The following is an 18,463-nucleotide window of genomic DNA, read 5'->3' as shown; positions in this document are numbered from 1 at the left end:
TGCCGTTGGAACAGCCCTCGAATCAGCTATGCTTCGCCGCGCCGTCGAGGTGCGGGGCGGCGCATTCAGCCGCTCGCTGGAGGTGCCGATGGAGTTGCTACTGATCGCGGTCGTGGTCGTCGCGTCGATCGCTCAGCGGCGGCGCAGTGCCCGGCTGCAGGGCGAGCTGGCCGAAGAACGCCTGCGCCTCGACGCCGCACACCACCGAATCGAGCAGCTGAGCCGCCGCGAGGCTGCCCTCGCCCGACGGCTCGAGGCCGCCGAGGGCGGCCTCCTCGAGCTGCGCGCGCAGCTGATCGCCCGCGACCCGACGACCGCCACCGAAGCAGCGCCGCTAGCGAGCCTCACCGGCGATCCCAGCGCTGTCGAGGCCGCGCCCCTGACCGAGGCGCCGCCGACCGAGGCACCACACACGAGTACCGAGCCGCCCGCGCCGGCCCTCCTCCTCAGCGGAGCCGAAGCGAGGGCGTCGGCCCCGCTCGAAGCCGCAGCCTCCCCCAAGCTTGCCGCCGCCGCGCCAGGGCCGATGCCGGCCCCCACCCTCGACCCCGGCGGCGACAGCGCGCCCGCGGCGCCCGGCTTCGACTGGGAAGGATTGATCGGCGTCCGGCTTTTCTCGTGGATCGCGGGACTCGCGCTGGTCCTCGGCGCCGTCTTCTTTCTGCGCTATTCGGTCGATCAGGGCTGGCTCGGCGCGCCGCTGCGGATGGCGATCGGCCTGCTCGCTGGCGTCGGGCTGCTCGTCGGCTCCGAACTCAAGGGGCGCCGCTATCGCGTCACCGCCAATGCGCTCGACGCGGCGGGCATCGCGATCCTCTTCGCGACCTGCTTCGCGGGCCATGCGCTCTGGGCGCTCGTGCCACCGCTGCCGACCTTCGGGCTGATGATCCTGGTCACCGCGGTCGCGGTGCTCTTGGCCCTGCGGCACGATTCGCTCTTCATCGCGCTCTTGGGGTTGGTCGGTGGCTTCGCCACGCCCATGCTGCTCTCCAGCGGGGAGGACCGACCGATCGGGCTCTTTGGTTACCTGCTGCTGCTCAACGTCGGCCTAGCGTGGGTCGCGCATCGCAAACGTTGGCCCTGGTTGCTGGCCGCCAGTGTCAGCTTCACGGCGCTCTATCAATGGGGCTGGATCGCCAGGTTCGTGATCCACAACCTCGCCGAGCTGCCGCTCGCCGCGGGCGTCTTCCTGCTCTTCCCAGCCGTGATCGTCGTCGCGGAGGCGCTCGGCCGGCGCCCGCAGACGCCCGCCGCCGGGCGCGCTGCGGGGCCGATCTTCGCGCAGATTGTCACGGCGAGCGCCGCACTGCCGCTGCTCTTCGCGCTCTGCCTGGCCTGGGTACCCGCCTTCGGCCAGCGCTTCCACCTGCTCTTCGGCTGGCTGCTGCTCCTCGACCTCGCCCTCTTCGTCCTGGCGATCACCCTCGGGCCCGCGCTGCTGCACCTCGCCAGCGGCCTGACCACCGTGCTGGTCTTCGCCGGCTGGATCCCCGCCGCCTACCGCCCCGAGGCCTGGCCGGCAGCGCTGCTATGGGTGGCGAGCTTCGTACTCTTCTACGCCTTCGCGCCCTTCGTGGCGCGGCGCCTCGGGCGCGAGCTGGGTTGGCCGTCGCGCTGGGTGGCCGCGGGCCATCGCCTCGCCAGCCTCAGGCTGTCGGCGATCGCCACCCTGCCAGCCGCCCTGCTGCTCTTCGTCTTTCCCGTGTTGGTCTTCGTCGAGCCGCTGGCTGCCCCGCCCGCGCTGCCCTTCGCCCTGCTCTTCGCGCTGGTGGTTATCGTCACGCAGGTGGCCGTGCGGACGGAAGCCGGGGTGCTCTACATCCTCGTCGCCTGCAGCGCCGTCGCCACCGAGGCGCTCTGGTCCGCGAAGCATCTGACGCCCGAGCGCCTCTACGCCGCGTTGACCATCTACACGCTCTTTGGCCTGCTCTACGCCGGCTTCCCCGCGTTGGCGCGGCGTCTCGGCAAGCAGCTGCGGCCCGCCGGCAGCGGCGTGGCCCCCTTGCTCGCCAGCCTACCCCTGCTGCTCTTCCTGGCTGGCAGGAGGCTCCCGGCGGCCGCCCTGGGCGGTCTTGCGCTGCTCCTCCTCGTCCTCAACCTCGGCCTCATCGTCGAGGGCCGGCGGCGACCCAAGCTCGCCCTGACGGTGCTCGCAGGCGCCCTGCTGTCCTGGGCCGTGCTCGGTTTTTGGTGGTCGATGGCGCCGATTGCCTCGCTGCTCTGGCCTGCGCTCGTCGTCGTCGGGGGCTTCGCGCTGCTCGTCGTCGGGAGCAACCTCGGCGCCGCCCCGCAGCTCGCCGAGGGCGCCGCACTGCCCTCGCGCCAGGGCGTGCTCCTCGGCCTGGTCGGGCATGTCTTCATCTGTCACGTCGCCAGCCAGCCCGCGTTGGCGCTTCCGCCCTGGCCGCTGCTCGGGGTGCTCGGCGTGCTCGACCTGGCAATTGTCGCCGCGGCCCTGTGGATCGGGCGTGGGCAGCTCTACGCGGCTGCTCTTGGCGCCTCACAGCTGATCCTGGTCGTCTTGATCGAGACCCTGCGCGCGACACCGAGCGAGGCGCTTCCCGCGCTCGTCGCCACCACCCTGAGCGCGATCGCGCTCGCCGCCCTTGGTCTCGCGGTGCTGCCGCTGGCCCGCCGGCGACCAGGCGCGGACCCCTGGTTTCACCGCGGCGCGGCTGCCGGGCTCTACGGCGCCCAGCTCGTCCTGGCCTTCGCTGCCGCCGCCCGCGAGACGCCCTCTTGGCCATATTTTGCGCTGCTCAGCGCGCTACCGCTGCTGGGCTTCGCCTGGCTGGTCCGACGTGGTGGCACGCATGCGCTCGCCTTCGGCGCCCTCGCCGCGGCAGCCTTGGGCACCTGGGCCTGGACGGGGGCGCACTTCGACCCCGCCGCGTGGTGGCAGCCGGTCGGCCTAGCTGCCGCACCTTACCTGCTGCTCTCCGCCTATCCGCTGCTCTTCCGCCCACAGTCGGCGCCCTACCGGTCGGCGCCCTACCGGTCGGCGCCCTACTGGGTTGCCGTGCTCGGCGCGCTGCCATTCTTCCTCTTCGCCCGCGAGGCGATCCTGCGCGGCGGCCACGGCGCAGTGATCGGCGTCCTGCCCCTCAGCCAGGCCCTGCTGCTGGGGGGGCTGCTGCTGCGCCTGCTGCGCGACAAGGCCGCTACCGCAGAGGACCGCGGCCCGGTCGCGCTGACCGCGGGCGCGGCGCTGGCCTTCATCACCGTCGCGATTCCGCTGCAGCTCGCGAACGAATGGATCACGCTCGGCTGGGCGTTGGAGGCCGCAGCGCTCGCCTGGCTCTATCTCCGCCTGCGTCATCGGGGGCTGCTCCGCGCCTCGTTCGGGCTCGCCGCCGCCGTGGTGGTGCGGCTGACGCTCAATCACGCGGTCCTCGCCTACCACGCGCGCAGCGCCACGCCCCTGCTCAACTTCTACCTCTACACCTACCTGGTGGCCGCCGCGGCGCTCTTCACCGCCAGCGTCTGGCTGCGACGCACGGAGGACCGCATCTTCCCGCGCTGGCCGCGCGCCTCCGACCTGCAGGCGGCCGGGGCAACGCTGCTGCTCTTCCTGCTGATCAACATCGAGATCGCCGACTTCTACGCGACGGGCACGCAGATCACCTTCAATTTCTCCGCGAGCCTGGCCCAGGACCTGACCTACACCCTGGCCTGGGCACTCTTCGCGATCGGACTGCTCGTCGCCGGCATCGCCTATCGGCGGCGCGTGCCGCGGATCGCGGCGCTGATTCTTCTGGTCATCACCGTCGCCAAGTGCTTCCTGCACGATCTCTGGCGGCTCGGCGGCCTCTTCCGCGTCGGATCCTTCGTCGGCCTGGCCATCTGTCTGGCGCTGGTGGCGATCGCGCTACAGAAGTTCGTCCTGGCGCGCCCGAAGGCTGGTGAATGATGCGTCGCCTCGCCCTCGCGAGCTGCATCTTGCTGCACCTTGTCGCCAGCGCCGCGGCGGAGGACGGCTTCGCGCGCGAGCGCGAGGTGTTGCCGGGAGGCCGAGGGCCGCAGCGCCTCGCCGTCGATGCCGAGCTGCTCGCCGGGGCTCGCGCCGCCGGGGGACTGGCCGACCTGCGGCTCGTCGACCGCCAGGGGCGCGAGGTGCCCTATCTGTTGATCTTCGTGCGGCCCACGCCCGCGCAGTGGGTCGGTGGCAGGATCCGAGCGACCCCCGCGACCAAGACCTCGTCCGGCTTCGAGCTCGAGCTCGGAAGGCCCCTGCGCCTCGATCGCCTGCGCCTCGAGGGCCTGGCTGCGCCCTGGCTGAAGCGCGTGCGGCTCGAGGGCAGCGCCGATCGCCGCCACTGGGTCGTGCTGGTCGAGAGCGCCACCCTCTTCGACCTTCCCGACGAGCGGCTCCGCCGGCGCGAGCTGGCCTTCGCCGCCGGTGCGTTCCAATATCTGCGCCTCGCCTGGGACGACCGCTCCAGCGCACTGCTCGGCCTGCCGCGGCGCGCAGCGGTGCGCGCTGTGCGCGCTGCCGAGGGGTCTCCGCCCCTGAGGGCCAGCCTGCCCTTCACTCGGCTCCGCGCCGAGCCGGGTCGCAGTCGCTTTCGCGTCCGCCTGCCCGCGGCGCGCCTGCCGATCGAGGCCCTCGAACTCGAGGGTGCCAAGGGCGACCTGCTGCGCCTCGCCTGGGTCCTCGAGTCGCGGATCCGCGGCGGCGCGCTCGCACCGGTTCTGCTCGGCCGGGCGGTGCTGCGGCGCGCGGTGCGAGGCGATTCGGCGGCCGCCGATCTGCGGATTCCGATCAGCGCGCCCTCCGGACGCGAGCTGGATCTCGTGGTCGACGACGGCAACAACCCGCCCCTGGCACTCGCCACGCTGCAAGCCGTCTTCACCCCGCAACCCTGGATCTACTTCGAATCGACCGATGGCGCCGCGCTGACGGCGCGCTACGGCCACGCGAGGCTGAAGGCGCCGCGCTACGATCTCGAGGCCGCCCGCGGCACGCTCGATCGGCTCAGCCTGGCTTCCGCTCGCTGGGGCGCCCCCTCGGCGCGTTTCCGCCCGAGCGGGGACCTCGGACGGAGCAGCGGAGGCAGCGGGGGCAGCGCCAGGCTCGCCCGCTCAGCAGGGGCGCCAGCCACCGAGGACGCGCCGCGCGACGTCCGCGCCGCGGGGCCGCCCCTGCCGCTGCAGCGCTTCCGCTACCGGCGCGAGCTCGCTGCCGGCCCGGGCGGACTCCGGGCGGTGCCCCTCGATGCCGCCGTGCTGGCCCATGCCCATGGCCTGCGCGATCTGCGCCTCGTCGACGCCGAGCAGCGACAGCTCCCCTACCTGCTCGAGGCCCGCGACGAGCCGATCGTGATCACGCTGCATCCCGAGCGGCTGAGCGCCCCGCCGCGGCATTCGGCCTATCGCCTGCGGCTGCCCTTTGCCGGTCTGCCCGCCGGCCGCCTCGTCCTCAGCACCCAGGCGAGGGTCTTCCGCCGACAGGTCCAGCTCCTCGTCGCGGCCCCCACCGGCGTGGCCTCCAAGACGACCCGTCGCTTCAGCCACGCTCGCCTTCGGCCGCGCGAGCCAGCGCTGATCGCCGCCAGCGACTGGTCGAGCGTTGACCCCGAGGAGCGCGCGCCCGCGCTCTACTTCGAGCTGCCCCGGCAAGGCTCGAGCGAGCTGCGGATCATGCTCGCCGAGGGGGATAACACGCCGCTTCCGCTCGCCGCCGTGCGGCTGCTGCTGCCCGCGCGTCGCCTGCGCTTCTACCGCCCCGCGCGGACCCGCGTGCGGCTCCTCTACGGCGATCCGGCGCTGCCGGCCCCGCAGTACGACCTATCCTTGCTCGCGCCGCTGGTCTTGAACGCGCCGGCCGAGGAGCTCGCCCTCGGCCCCGAGCATGCACAGGCGCTCCCCGCGGCGCCGGCCGACCACGCGCAGCGCTACCTTCTGGCGCTGCTGATCGTGACTGTCCTGATCCTGCTGGCCCTGATCGTCCACCTCGTCCGCAAGAGCGAGCCCGACCCGCCAGACGCAGACCCGCCCGAAGCGCGCGAGGGCGCGGCCCGCTAATCGTCGCTCAACCCCGGGCGGAGCGCTCGGCCTGCGCTACGCGCCGCAGTGGGACCGACTCGCCGCAGTAAGGCCTGCTCGCCGCAGAACGACCTGCTCGCCGCAGAACGACCTGCTCGCCGCAGAACGACCTACTCGCCGCAACGACCACCCCGCGCCCCCCCCGCCGAACGACCCCCGCAAACGACCTACTCGCCGCAAAACGAAGTGTCGTCGGTGATCGTGAGCTGCTGGCAGCGCGAGGGATCGGCGCAGGTGGCCGCTGGCGCGGCGCTCTCGGGTGCGACAATCGCCAGCGAATTGACCACCGGGTAGACGCTGCCCTGCCGCTCCGCGGTGACGGCGACGCGGAAGGTCTCGCCACCCAATCCGTCGAAGTCGAGATCGACGCCGACGCGCTCGCTTTGCGGCGTCTCGAGGCAGGTCCGACCGGCGCTGTCGGTCCACGCCTCCGCCCGAAACCCGTCATCGATCCCCGTGATGATGACCGCCGTGCCCGGGGCCGGCTTGCCGCAAGCGTCCGTGGCGCTGACCGCGAGACAGGTCTTCGTCGGCACAGGAAGCCCAACCGCGAACCACCCGCTGCCCCTGACCGCGCCGCAGGCCCAGTACTCCGAGATGGCAACATGCCCCTCGCCAGGTCCCGAGACCTGCGCGCAGCTCTCCTCGTCGACAAAGAAGGTCGAAGCCCGGATGTCATCCAGGGCCTTCGCCGGCGCGAACTGGATCTTCGGCCGACTCTGCTCGTCATACCCGCAGGTGAAGCCGACCCGCCCGGTCGGGCCGCTTGCGGTCCAGCGCCCGGAGGGCGGATCGAAGGTGTAGCTATTCAGCTCTGCGGCCGCCTCCGAGCTCCCTGCGCCGCCCGCCAGGTCGCCGAACCAATCCTGCACCTCGCCATCGACGGCCGCGCAGAACTGCCGACTATCGGAGCCCAGCAATGGATCCGGGTAGACGCCGGCGCCGAGGGTGTGGCCAGCCGCGTCCTGGAAATCGTAGTAGCCGAAGCTGAAGATCCGCGCGAGCGTGCCATCGGCTTGCCGGAACTCACCGGGCACGAAGGGCAGCGCCGTCGAGCCCGTCTGGAGCATGCCCCAGCCCTGGCTCAGCACCCCATCGCGCTGGATCGTGAGATTCTGCCCGGAATAGCCTTCGAAGCGGCATTCCGTATCGCCGCAGACGAACTGCGACGCCGGCGAGAGCTCGAGATTCAGGGTCAAGGGCGAGGCCGGCGGCGGCAGGTGGATCACGCGGAAGTTCGGCACGAAGGCGCGCTGGCTGAACTCCACGACCAGGGGATTGCAGCCGGCGACGTCGGCGACCAGGCTGTAGGCGCCCGCGTCATCCGAGGTGGCCCGCGCGACCTTGCTGCCACAGCGCGCCGTGATGTCGACGTTGACGGCGGGACTCGAAGCGATCGTCAATCGGCCCACCAGCCGCAGCGTGTTCAGCTCATGACCTGCGTCTGCGGCCACGTCACGGGTAAGCGCGTCCGAAACGCCACCGTCACGCAGGCCACGGTCGGCGCCGCCGTCGCCGCTCCGCGCGGCATCGGAGCAGCCCACCAGCGCCACCAGCGCCGCTCCCGCGACGGCTGCCAGCCCCCCCAGTGCGTCCTTCATGCTGTCCTCTCTACGGGCGCCTTCGCGCGCCGTCCCTCCGTGGAGCCACGCGACCCAACGAGACGCGAGTGTGATCGATCCGCTGCAGAAGTCACCTGGAGGCGGCAGCTACCCCGACGACCGCGAGCGCAGGGCTAGGGCGCCACGCTGACGAAGGCGAAGGCTCCCGTCCCCGCCGCGGCCACCGCCCGCGCTTGCGCGAGCTCCGCCTTCCAGGTCGCGATGGCGGGGACATTGCCCGTCTGCGCCGCTACCGCCAGCTTCTGCTCGGCGAAGCGCAGCGCGGCAACCTGCGCTCGGGCTTCCACCGAACGCCGCGCGAGCATCGCCTCCCGCGCGGGGCCGACCTCAAGCGCGGCTCGGGCCGCGCCGAGGATCACGCCATCGAGCTGACGCGCCAGCGCCACGGCGGTGCGCAGCGCTGGCGCGCCCACCGCGTCGCCCATCAAGCGATCGAAGAAGAGGGCGACGGTGGCCTCGAGGCGCGGGGGCTCGCGCCCGCTCGCACCAGCCCGTGGCGGCGAGAGCGTGGCGACCGTCGCCGCATCGATGCGCGCGTCGAGCGCGCCTCCGGTGAACGTCTCTCGGACCCAGGGATCCCCGGTCTCGGTCAGGACCAGCCGCACCTCCCCGCTGAGCTGCGGCTGAGCGGTGGGAGGATCGAAGAAGTGGGAGCCCGCCGCCCCGCTGCGCAGGGCGAACAACCAAAGACCCGCGTTGAGCGCCGCTTTGCGGCGCGAGGCGACGACGTCAGCGCTCGCGTCCTCAGCCTCCGCGCGCGGGAGCCAAAGGCTGATCGGGAGGAGCTGGCGCGCCGTGAAGGCCTCCAGCGCGCCGAAGCGCTCCAGCGCCTTCAGCGCGCTGCGCGATCGAGCGCCGTCGGCACCCGTAGCCGAGGTGCCAAGGGCTGGCGCCAGCGCGGCCTGCGCGCAGCCCGGCAGCGCGGCCAAGGTGGCGAGGGCGAGGGCCGGCAGCCGGCCGAGGAAGCGCCGCCGCCCGCTGCCCCGCCGCGCCTCTCCCGCCTCCTGCTCGTATCCCACCGCTCCCACCGCCGCAGACCCTCCACCGGCGCGCGCCGCGTCGGAGCGCCCCTGCCCCCCGGCGCCAGCGCCCGCCTGCGCCGAGCGCGCCAGGAGTCCGACGACCAGCGCCGCTCCCGCCCAGCGCCAGCCGCGGCGCAACCGCTGCATCAGGCCGGACTCATGCGCCAAAGTTGCATGACCTCGGCGATGTAGCTCAGGGCGCCCTGCTGCTTCGAATTTCCCGCGGCGAGGATGTGCTGCTGCAGCGGAGCGAAGGCCAGCGGGACGCGACCATCCGCCGCCTGGCGCGCCAGCTGATCCTGCGCCTCCTTCAGCGACTGGAAGGCGCCGTAGTAGCGCCCGATGCCGAACTGCAGCGCGTCCTCGGCGCTGCGACCCGGTTTCTGCGCGCGGTCGATCATCAGCGCCAGGTAGCCCGCAATGAAGAAAGGCGCAAGCGTCGGGTCGGTCACGGCCGGCTGGAACTTTAGCGCGGCGGGCGACGGGGCGCTGCGGCCCGCGGCGACGCCGCCCCCGCCGCCGGGCGTCGCCAGCGCCACCACGAGGTAGGCCTCGAGCTCCGGCGCGAAGGCGCGTCTCACCTCGACAAAGGCGGGCTCATACATCTGCCCCGGCCCCTGGCCGCCCCCATCCCAGATATAGCGCTCGAAGAGGCTCATACGCGTTGCTTCGGCCTGCTCGATCGCCGCGATCAGCGCCGGCCGCAAGACCTCTTTGGTCGGCGGCTTGAGCCGCTTGCTGCTCATGAGGAGCTTGACCGCCAGTCGGTCCAGGTCGGAGATCGCACGCGCCACAGCCCTACCCCCCCGCGCCGCGGCGCGGCCCCAGTCTGGTCGACCGCGCCGCGGCACGCAAGGCCCGCGCGAGCTGGACCGCTCCACTGGGCCCCCCACTGGGCCCCTCCAATGGGCCGCGGCGCGCTTGACAGATGGGCCGCCCTCGGACCATCTGCAGGCAGCGGCCGGCGGCAAACCCGGCGCGCGGGAGTCGTGCAAGCATGTCGATCAGGATCGCCCTCCACCACAGCACGCGTTACGAATACGACCGCCCGGTGCTGCTCTCGCCGCAGAGCATCCGGCTGCGGCCGGCCGTTCATAGCCGCACGCCGACGACGAGCTATGCGCTCCGCGTCGAGCCAACGCCGCACTTCATCAACTGGCAGCAGGATCCCCAGGGCAACTTCCTCGCGCGCGTCGTCTTCCCGGAACGGACGCGCCACTTCGCCGTCGAGGTCGACCTCGTGGCCGAGCTGACGGTCGTCAACCCCTTCGACTTCTTCCTCGAGCCGAACGCCGAGTCGATCCCCTTCAGCTACGCACCGGCCCTGCTGCGCGAGCTCGCGCCCTTCCTCGCGCTCGAGCCGAGCGGGCCAGCGATGCAGGCGCTGGTGGCGTCAATCGATCGCCGCGAGACGCGCAGCGTCGACTTCCTCGTGGCCCTCAACCACCAGCTGCAGCAGGCCATCCGCTACCTCATTCGCCTCGAGCCCGGCGTCCAGAGCTGCGAGGAGACGCTGCGCAAACGCTCCGGCTCATGCCGCGACAGCGCCTGGCTGCTGGTGCAGCTCCTGCGCCACCTCGGTCTCGCCGCGCGCTTCGTCTCCGGATACCTGATTCAGCTCGCGCCCGACCTCAAGCCGATCGATGGCCCGCCAGGACCCACCGAGGACTTCACGGACCTCCACGCCTGGGCCGAGGTCTATCTGCCCGGCGCGGGGTGGGTTGGCCTCGACCCGACCTCCGGCCTGCTCGCGGGCGAAGGGCACCTTCCGCTCGCCTGTGCGCCCGACCCCGCCAGCGCGGCGCCCGTCAGCGGCGCCGTCGAGCGCTGCGAGGCCGAGTTCTCCCATACGATGACCGTGACGCGGATCCACGAGGCGCCGCGCGTGACGAAGCCCTACACGGACGAGGATTGGCGCGCGATCGACCAGGTCGGCAAGGCCGTCGACGCGCGCCTGGCGGCCGGGGACGTCCGGCTGACGATGGGCGGCGAGCCCACCTTCGTCTCGATCGACGACATGGACGGCGAGGAGTGGACAGTCGCTGCCGATGGGCCCGCCAAGCGTCGCCTGGCCCGCGCGCTGATCGAGAAGCTCGGACGGCGCTTCACGGCGGGCGCGCTGCTGCATCTCGGACAGGGCAAGTGGTACCCGGGCGAGCCGCTGCCGCGCTGGGCCCTGACCTGCTACTGGCGCACGGACGGCGAGCCGCTCTGGCGCGAGCCGAGCCTGCAGGCCGACCTGCAGCGCGACTACGGGCACGACGCCGCCGCCGCGCAGACCTTCGCCGAGACCCTCGCCGAGCGGCTGGGCCTCGACAAGGCGAACGTCATCCCGGCCTTCGAGGATCCCCTGCACCTGATCAGCGAGGAACAGCACCTGCCGGTCAACCTCGACCCGCTCGCCCTCGACCTCGAGCAGCCGGCAGAGCGTCAGCGCCTCGCTCGCCTGCTGGCCCGCGGCGCGACCCGCCCCGTCGGCGCGGTGCTCCCGCTGCAGCGCGCCTGGTGGCAGACGGCGCCGCGCTGGTCCAGCGCGACCTGGGCCACGCGGCAGGTCACCTCTACCTCGTGCCCGGCGATTCGCCGCTGGGTTTGCGTCTGCCGCTCGAGTCGCTCGAGTGGGTCCCCAAGACCGACGAGCTGGCGATCGAGCCCTGGGATGCCACCTGGCCGCGACCGGCCCTCCCCGCACAGCCAGGGCACTTCGTCGGGCCCGGCGCCAGCCGCTCCGCGTGGTCCGCCGCGGCGACCGTGCGGAGGCAGTGGCGCGGGCGCTCAGCCGCGACCTACCCGCTCTCGGGGCCCGCGGACGGGGCCGCGGCCACGCCAGCGCACGACGCGATCGTCGCCTCGCCGCCGCGCACGGCCCTCTGCGTCGAGCCACGCGATGGCCGGCTGCACGTCTTCATGCCGCCGCTCGTGCGCCTCGAGGATTACTTGGACCTCGCTGCCGCGGTCGAGGACACGGCGCGCGCGTGCGCGACGCCGCTGCTGATCGAGGGCTACCCGCCGCCGCCCGATCATCGGCTGCAGCAGCTCAAGGTCACGCCCGACCCCGGCGTGATCGAGGTCAATATCCATCCATCCCGCGACTGGGACGAGCTGGTGGCCCATACCGCGGGGCTCTACGAGGACGCCCGCCAGTCGCGCCTGGGCACCGAGAAGTTCGCGCTCGACGGCAAGCACACCGGAACCGGCGGCGGCAATCACGTCGTGCTCGGCGGGGCGACGCCGCTCGACAGCCCCTTTCTGCGCCGACCCGACCTGCTGCGCAGCCTGGTCGCCTACTGGAACAACCACCCGGCGCTCTCCTATCTCTTCTCGGGCAGCTTCATCGGTCCGACCAGTCAAGCTCCGCGCGTCGATGAGGGCCGGCGCGACGCGCTCTACGAGCTGCAGCTCGCCTTCTCGCAGGTGCCAGAGCCGGAGGCGACCTGCCCGCCCTGGCTCGTCGATCGCCTCTTTCGGCACCTGCTGGTCGATGTCACCGGCAACACGCATCGGGCCGAGTTCTGCATCGACAAGCTCTACTCCCCCGACAGCGCCACCGGTCGGCTCGGCCTGGTGGAGCTGCGCGCCTTCGAGATGCCGCCGCACGAGCGGATGAGCCTGGCGCAGCAGCTCTTGCTACGCGCCCTGGTGGCGAGGTTCTGGGAGGCACCCTATCTTCAGCCTCTGGTCCATTGGGGGGTAGCGCTCCACGATCGCTTCATGCTGCCGCACTTCGTCGCCAGCGACCTCGCCGACGTGCTGCTGGAGTTGCGCCTGGCGGGCTTCGCGCTCGAGCCGCGCCACTTCGCGCCGCACCTCGAGTTCCGCTTTCCCCTGATCGGCAAGGTCGAGCAGGGCGGCCTCGAGCTCGAGCTGCGCCATGCCATCGAGCCCTGGTACGTGCTCGGCGAAGAGCCTGCCGGCGGCGGCACCTCGCGCTACGTCGACTCCTCGCTCGAGCGACTGCAGGTCAAGGTGCGCGGCATGACGAGCGATCGCCATCTCGTCTGCTGCAATGGGCGCCGGCTGCCGCTCCACCCGACCGGGACCAGCGGCGAGTGGGTCGCCGGGCTGCGCTTTCGCGCCTGGCAGCCGCCAAGTTGCCTGCAGCCGACCATTCCCGTGCACGCGCCCTTGGTATTCGACCTGCTGGACTGCTGGAACGAGCGATCGCTAGGCGGTTGCACCTACCACGTGGCGCATCCGGGCGGCCGCAACCACACCACCTTCCCGGTCAATGCCAACGAGGCCGAGGCGCGCCGGGCGGCCCGCTTCTTTCAGCTCGGGCATACGGGCGGCAGACTGCCTCCGCCTCCCCCCGAGGTCGATGTCTCCTTCCCCTTGACGCTCGACCTGCGCCGTCCCACGGTCGCCGGATGACCGCGCCGCTGGCCCCCGCTCAAAGCGCCCCAGGAACGTCGCCCCAGACGCCCTGGAAGGCGCCCTTCGCCGGTTACGCAACGCGTTCCGCGGGCTACGACGAGCTCTGCTCCGCCGGTCAGCTGCGGCCGCATTGGCAGGCCTTCGCCGCGGCCCTGGCGCCGATCGGCCCGGCAGAGTTCGAGCGCCGCTGGGAGCTGGCGCAGCGACAGGTCCGCGATAGCGCCCCGCAGGACCACGACGGCGACCACGACGACGATCGCCGACTCCCCGAGCTCGATCCGCTGCCGCTGCTGATTCCCCCGGACGAGACGCGGCTGCTGGCCGACGGTCTGGCCCAACGCGCGCGGCTGCTCGACCAGGTCCTCGCCGATCTCTATGGCCCGCAGCGCCTGCTGCAACGCGGGCTCCTGCCGCCCTCCCTCGTCTTCGGCAATCCGTCCTTCCTGCATCCCTGCCACGGCTACCGCCCCCCGGACGACCGCTTCCTGCAGCTCTACGCCGCCGATCTCGGCCGCGGACCCGATGGCCGCTGGCGCGTCCTCGCCGACCGCACCGACGCCCCCGCGGGGCTGGGCTACGCCCTGGAGACGCGCGTCCTCGTCTCGGGGATGCTGCCGGCGGTCTTCCGCCAATGCCACGTCGAACGCCTCGCGCCCTTCTTCATCGCGCTGCGCGAGACCTTGAGGCGCCAGGCGCCGCGCCACCGCGACAACCCCCGCGTCGTGCTGCTGACCAAGGGTCCCGCGAGCAAGTACTACGTCGAGGACGCGCAGCTCGCGCGCTATCTCGGCTACACCTTGGTCGACGGCGCGGACCTGACCGCGCGCGGCGACCGCGTGCTGCTCAAGACGCTGGGGGGGCTGCTCGAGGTCGACGTCATTCTCCGCCAGCAGGGCGACGACGACTGCGATCCGCTCGAGCTACGCAGCGACTCGGCGCAGGGCGTTGCCGGACTGCTGCAGGTCGTCCGCGCGGGCAACGTCCTGCTCGCCAACGCCCTCGGCAGCGCCCTGGCACAGGCGCCGGCGCTCTTGGCGCTGCTGCCGAGGCTCGCGCGCGAGTGGTTCGGCGAGGCGCTGCTGCTGCCGACGGTAGAGAGCTACTGGTGCGGCGATCCGCAGGCCTGCAGCTTCGTCCTCGAGCGCCTCGGCGACCTCGTCTTGCGACCTGCGCATCGCTGGGGCAAACCCATTGACGGCGCCGAGCTCAGCGCCGCCCAGCTCGAAGCGTGGCGCGCGCGGATCGCCGCGCGGCCGGAGCACTACGCCGCCCAAGAGGCCCTTCGGCCGGCCTGCGCCCCCTCCTGGCAGGGCGGGCAGGTCAAAGCCGCCCATGTCGGTCTGCGCGGCTTCGCCGTCGCCGGGCCCACCGCCTACGAGCCCCTCCTCGGCGGGCTCGGACGCGTCGCCGATCACCCCAGCGCGATCGAGTGTTCGCGCGTGATCACCGAGCGACGCAAGGACGTCTGGATGCTCGCCGCGGAGACCGTGCGCGAGGTCAGCCTGTTGACCCCGATCGGGCAGGCGGTTCAGCTCAAGCGCGGCGGCGCCGAGCTCCCCAGCCGCGTGGGGGACAACCTCTTCTGGCTCGGTCGCCAGATCGAGCGCGCAGAGGGGGCAGCCCGCCTGCTCCGCACGACGTTGGGGCAGCTCGACGGCGAGTTGGAGCTGCGCGCGACCGCCGAGCTGCAGGCGCTTTGGCGCGGGCTGGTGGCCCAAGGGCAGGTCGAGCCGGCGGATCCCGCGGCCGCGCTCGAGACCGCGGGCCTCGATCAGCGGCTGGCCGCGTCGATCTTCGATCCCACGCGGCCGAGCAGTCTGCGCGCCACGATCAGCGAGGTCCACCGGCTGGCCTCGATCGTGCGCGATCGCATCTCGCTCGACAGTTGGCGCATCATCAATCGCATCGACCGTGACTTCCTGCCGCCCGCCGACGCGGTCGATGGCTTCGCGCTGATGGAGCTGCGAGCGCTCCTCGATCAGCTGCTGATCAATCTCGCGGCCTTCGCCGGGATGATGACCGAGAGCATGACGCGCGCGCTTGGCTGGCGTTTCCTCGACTTCGGTCGCCGCATCGAGCGGGCGCTGAACATGCTCGTGCTCCTCGACGAGGTCCTGCTGCAGCACGACGACCCGACCGACGCGGCCGTGCTGAATGCGCTGCTCGAGGTCGCCGACAGCGCGATGACCTATCGTTCGCGCTATCGCGCCAGCGTGCGACTGGCGCCCGTCGTCGACCTGCTGCTGACGGACGAGCAGAACCCGCGCTCCGTCGCCTTTCAGCTGATCGCCGCCGCGAACCACGTCGAGCAGCTACCGCGCGACCGCCCCCAGGCCTTCCGCGACGCCGACGAGCGGCTGGCCCTGACGTTGCTGCATGAGCTGCGCCTCGTCGACGTCCTGGCGATGGCCGGCGCCGCGGCCAGCACCGAGGATCGGCAGCGGCTGCGTGAGCTGCTGCAGCACCTCGCCGAGCTGCTGCCCGCGCTCTCCGATGCGGTGGTGCAGCGCTACCTCGTCCACGCCGCGCCCGCCCACCAGCTCGCCGAGATTCAACCGATGACCCTGAGCTCGCCGGAACTGGGCGCACGCCGATGAAGCTGACCGTCAAGCATCGCACCCGTTACGACTACGGATCCCCCGTCCTGCTCTGCCACAACGTCGTGCGCCTGCGTCCACGCGACGAGCCGCATCAGCGCTGCCTCTCGCACAGCCTGAGCATCGAGCCGCGGGAGACGACGGTGCAGACACGCCGCGATTTCTTCGGCAACACGGTGGCCTACTTCACGGTGGCCGAGCCGCACCGGCAGATGATCGTGACCGCGCAGAGCACTGTCGAGCTTTCGCCGCGCGGCGCCGCGACGGCAGGTCCTTCGCTCCCCTGGGAGGCGGTGCGTGATCGCCTGCGCGCCGAGCGCGATCCGCAGGCGATCGAGCGGCTGGCCTTCGTCTACGACTCGCCGCGCGTCGCCATATCGGCCGAGCTGCGGACCTACGCCGAGGGCTCGTTGACCCCGGGCCGGCCGATCGTCGAAGGCGTGACGGCGCTGACGCGCCGCATGCATCGAGAGTTCGTCTATGACAAGCGCGCCACCACGGTCACGACCCCCGTGGACGAGGTCTTCCGCCTGCGCCGCGGCGTCTGCCAGGACCTGGCGCAGGTGCAGATCGGCTGTCTGCGGGCGCTGGGGCTCGCCGCCCGCTACGTCAGCGGTTACCTGCGCACGCGCCCGGTGGCCGGCCAGGCGCGGCTGATCGGAGCCGACGCCTCCCACGCCTGGGTCTCCGTCTACTGCGGCGAGCTCGGCTGGGTCGATCTCGACCCGACCAACGATGTGCTGCCCTCGCTCGACCACGTCACCGTGGGCTGGGGTCGCGACTACGGCGACGTCGCCCCGATCACCGGCATCTACGTCGGCGGTGACCACCAGACCTTGGACGTCGCCGTCGACGTGGCGGCCGCGGGCGAGGAAGCGCGTGCGGGCCAGGGGACATTGCGGTAGGATTGCCCCTGCGCCGGCGTCGGATCGAGCCGATCAGGGCGCAGCGCACCAAAGCTGGCCCACTGATTCCAATCGCGTTTTCATCGGCGGGGGCGGAATCGTCAGCGCCAGCCCGAGCTGGCATGGGAGCTGCTTCGCGGCGACACCGCGAGCCGCCTCCGGCGCCGGGAGCGGCAGCCCAGCGCGCCAACGCGCCAACGCGCCAACGCCAACGACGCGTCGTCAACGACGCGTCGCCAACGATCAGGGCGCATCGCGTCTGCAGGAGACTGATGATGGATCAGAACCAAGCGAGCGGCGCGCAGGGCAGCCAGCCGGCCGTAGCAACCGAGACCGCCTCCGAGTCCTCCGCTTCGGCATACTCGTCCGCGGCAGCGTCGCGCGAGCCGCTCGCGATGCTCAGCTTCGCGGCCTACGACACGACCAACCATTATGACGAGCTAATCGGCGAGGACGGCCGGCCGCGGCCTCAGGCCCGGCTGCTGGTCGAGACGCTCGAAGCGCTGAGCGGCGCCGAGCTGCTCGCGCGTCAGGGCGCGGCGGTGCGCCTCTTTCAACGGATGGGGATCAGCTTCGCGGTCTATGGCGACGATCGCGGGGCCGATCGCATCTTCCCCTTCGACATCGTGCCGCGGATCGTCGCCGCAGCCGAGTGGAACTGGATCGAGCGCGGCCTGATCCAGCGCGTCCGCGCCCTCAATCGCTTCATCGCCGACACCTACCACGAGCAGCGTGCCGTCCGTGACGGCGTCGTGCCGGCAGAGCTCGTGCAGACCGCTAGCAGCTTCCGGCGGCAATGTATCGGTCTCGAGCCGCCCGCGGGGGTCTGGTGTCACGTCACGGGCACCGACCTCGTCCGCGACCGCGACGGCCAGATCTACGTGCTCGAGGACAACCTGCGCTGCCCCTCCGGGGTCTCCTATGTGCTGCAGAATCGCCGAGCGATGAAGCGCAGCTTCCCGCGCCTCTTCGAGAGCGTGGCAGTGCGCCCGGTCGAGGACTATCCCAGCCGCCTGTTGCAGGTGCTCGAGTCGGTGGCACCGCCCAACGTGCGGGCGCCGACGGTCGTGGTCCTGACGCCAGGCGTCTTCAACTCGGCCTACTACGAGCACTCCTTCCTCGCGCAACAGATGGGGGTCGAGCTGGTCGAGGGACGTGACCTGGTCGTACGCGATGGGCTGGTCTGGATGCGCACGACCTCCGGCTTCGAGCGGGTCGACGTGATTTACCGCCGCATCGATGACGACTTCCTCGATCCGGAGGCCTTCCGCGCCGACTCCCTGCTGGGTGTCCCCGGGTTGGTGGAGGTCTATCGCCAGGGAGGGGTCGCGCTGGCGAACGCCCCCGGGACGGGCATCGCCGACGACAAGGTGCTCTATCCCTTCGTCCCCGACTTGGTGCGTTACTACCTCGGCGAGCCGGCGCTGATCCCCAACGTGCCGACCTACGTCTGTCAGCGCGACGCTGACCGCCGCTTCGTCCTCGAGAACCTCGACCAGCTCGTGGTCAAGGCGGCCGACGAGTCGGGCGGCTACGGCATGTTGATCGGCCCCCACGCCAGCGACGACGATCGTCGCGAGTTCGCCCGCCGCATCACCGAGCACCCGCGCAAATACATCGCTCAGCCAACGCTCGCCCTCTCACGCGTGCCCACCCTGATCGATGGCGAGCTGCAGGGTCGCCACGTCGATCTGCGCCCCTACATCCTCTGCGGACGCGACCTGTTCTTTGTGCTGCCCGGGGGGCTGACGCGCGTGGCGTTGCGCAAGGGTTCGCTCGTCGTCAACTCGTCCCAGGGCGGCGGCAGCAAGGACACCTGGGTCATCGCCGACGCCAGCTAGGCCCAGCGCGCCGGCACTCGAGGCCACGCAGGCGAACTCGAAGGGAACCTGAAGGGA

General features: G+C 71.8%; 8 protein-coding genes and 1 pseudogene. 6 read left to right on the top strand and 3 right to left on the bottom strand.

Annotated features, from left to right (window positions below):
• Positions 1-88: 88 nt before the first annotated feature.
• The gene (locus tag IPL40_03655) at positions 89-3,910 is read left to right on the top strand and encodes a DUF2339 domain-containing protein (protein MBK8480260.1); all 3,822 of its coding nucleotides are present in this window, start codon (positions 89-91) and stop codon (positions 3,908-3,910) included.
• Complete coding sequence (locus tag IPL40_03650) at positions 3,910-6,024, top strand: DUF3999 family protein (GenBank protein ID MBK8480259.1); 2,115 nt, start codon at positions 3,910-3,912, stop codon at positions 6,022-6,024. The genes IPL40_03655 and IPL40_03650 overlap by 1 nt, the downstream gene beginning before the upstream one ends.
• 188 nt (positions 6,025-6,212) lie before the next feature.
• On the opposite strand, the gene IPL40_03645 is transcribed toward IPL40_03650, so the two are convergent.
• The 3 genes from IPL40_03645 to IPL40_03635 form a co-directional block, all read right to left on the bottom strand.
• On the bottom strand, positions 6,213-7,646 hold the full coding sequence (locus IPL40_03645) for a hypothetical protein (protein MBK8480258.1): 1,434 nt from the start codon (positions 7,644-7,646) through the stop codon (positions 6,213-6,215).
• A gap of 134 nt (positions 7,647-7,780) precedes the next feature.
• Complete coding sequence (locus IPL40_03640) at positions 7,781-8,836, bottom strand: hypothetical protein (protein MBK8480257.1); 1,056 nt, start codon at positions 8,834-8,836, stop codon at positions 7,781-7,783.
• On the bottom strand, positions 8,836-9,435 hold the full coding sequence (locus tag IPL40_03635; GenBank protein ID MBK8480256.1) for a hypothetical protein: 600 nt from the start codon (positions 9,433-9,435) through the stop codon (positions 8,836-8,838). Before IPL40_03635 ends, IPL40_03640 begins: the two co-directional genes overlap by 1 nt.
• Before the next feature lie 251 nt (positions 9,436-9,686).
• On the opposite strand from IPL40_03635, the pseudogene IPL40_03630 reads away from it, so the two are divergent.
• The 4 genes and pseudogenes from IPL40_03630 (at position 9,687) to IPL40_03615 (ending at position 18,406) form a co-directional block, all read left to right on the top strand.
• A pseudogene (locus IPL40_03630) lies at positions 9,687-13,060 on the top strand (transglutaminase family protein).
• A complete protein-coding gene (locus tag IPL40_03625; GenBank protein MBK8480255.1) occupies positions 13,057-15,660 on the top strand; it encodes a circularly permuted type 2 ATP-grasp protein in 2,604 nt (867 codons plus the stop codon). Before IPL40_03630 ends, IPL40_03625 begins: the two are co-directional and overlap by 4 nt.
• Positions 15,657-16,565 (top strand): transglutaminase family protein, encoded by a 909-nt coding sequence (locus tag IPL40_03620; GenBank protein MBK8480254.1) that lies wholly within the window; start codon positions 15,657-15,659, stop codon positions 16,563-16,565. Before IPL40_03625 ends, IPL40_03620 begins: the two co-directional genes overlap by 4 nt.
• Positions 16,566-16,960: 395 nt before the next feature.
• Complete coding sequence (locus tag IPL40_03615) at positions 16,961-18,406, top strand: circularly permuted type 2 ATP-grasp protein (protein MBK8480253.1); 1,446 nt, start codon at positions 16,961-16,963, stop codon at positions 18,404-18,406.
• Positions 18,407-18,463 lie beyond the last annotated feature (57 nt).

The sequence above is a fragment of the Pseudomonadota bacterium genome (genome assembly GCA_016711215.1).
Taxonomy (GTDB): domain Bacteria; phylum Myxococcota_A; class Polyangia.
This window is presented reverse-complemented; position numbering and strand designations above follow the sequence as displayed.

Bases quoted from the DNA above. Each gene is read 5' to 3' on its own strand.
- IPL40_03655 (MBK8480260.1), top strand. From the start codon at position 89: ATGGAGTTGCTACTGATCGCGGTCGTGGTCGTCGCGTCGATCGCTCAG.
- IPL40_03650 (MBK8480259.1), top strand. From the start codon at position 3,910: ATGCGTCGCCTCGCCCTCGCGAGCTGCATCTTGCTGCACCTTGTCGCC.
- IPL40_03645 (MBK8480258.1), bottom strand. From the start codon at position 7,646: ATGAAGGACGCACTGGGGGGGCTGGCAGCCGTCGCGGGAGCGGCGCTG.
- IPL40_03640 (MBK8480257.1), bottom strand. From the start codon at position 8,836: ATGCAGCGGTTGCGCCGCGGCTGGCGCTGGGCGGGAGCGGCGCTGGTC.
- IPL40_03635 (MBK8480256.1), bottom strand. From the start codon at position 9,435: ATGAGCAGCAAGCGGCTCAAGCCGCCGACCAAAGAGGTCTTGCGGCCG.
- IPL40_03625 (MBK8480255.1), top strand. From the start codon at position 13,057: ATGACCGCGCCGCTGGCCCCCGCTCAAAGCGCCCCAGGAACGTCGCCC.
- IPL40_03620 (MBK8480254.1), top strand. From the start codon at position 15,657: ATGAAGCTGACCGTCAAGCATCGCACCCGTTACGACTACGGATCCCCC.
- IPL40_03615 (MBK8480253.1), top strand. From the start codon at position 16,961: ATGCTCAGCTTCGCGGCCTACGACACGACCAACCATTATGACGAGCTA.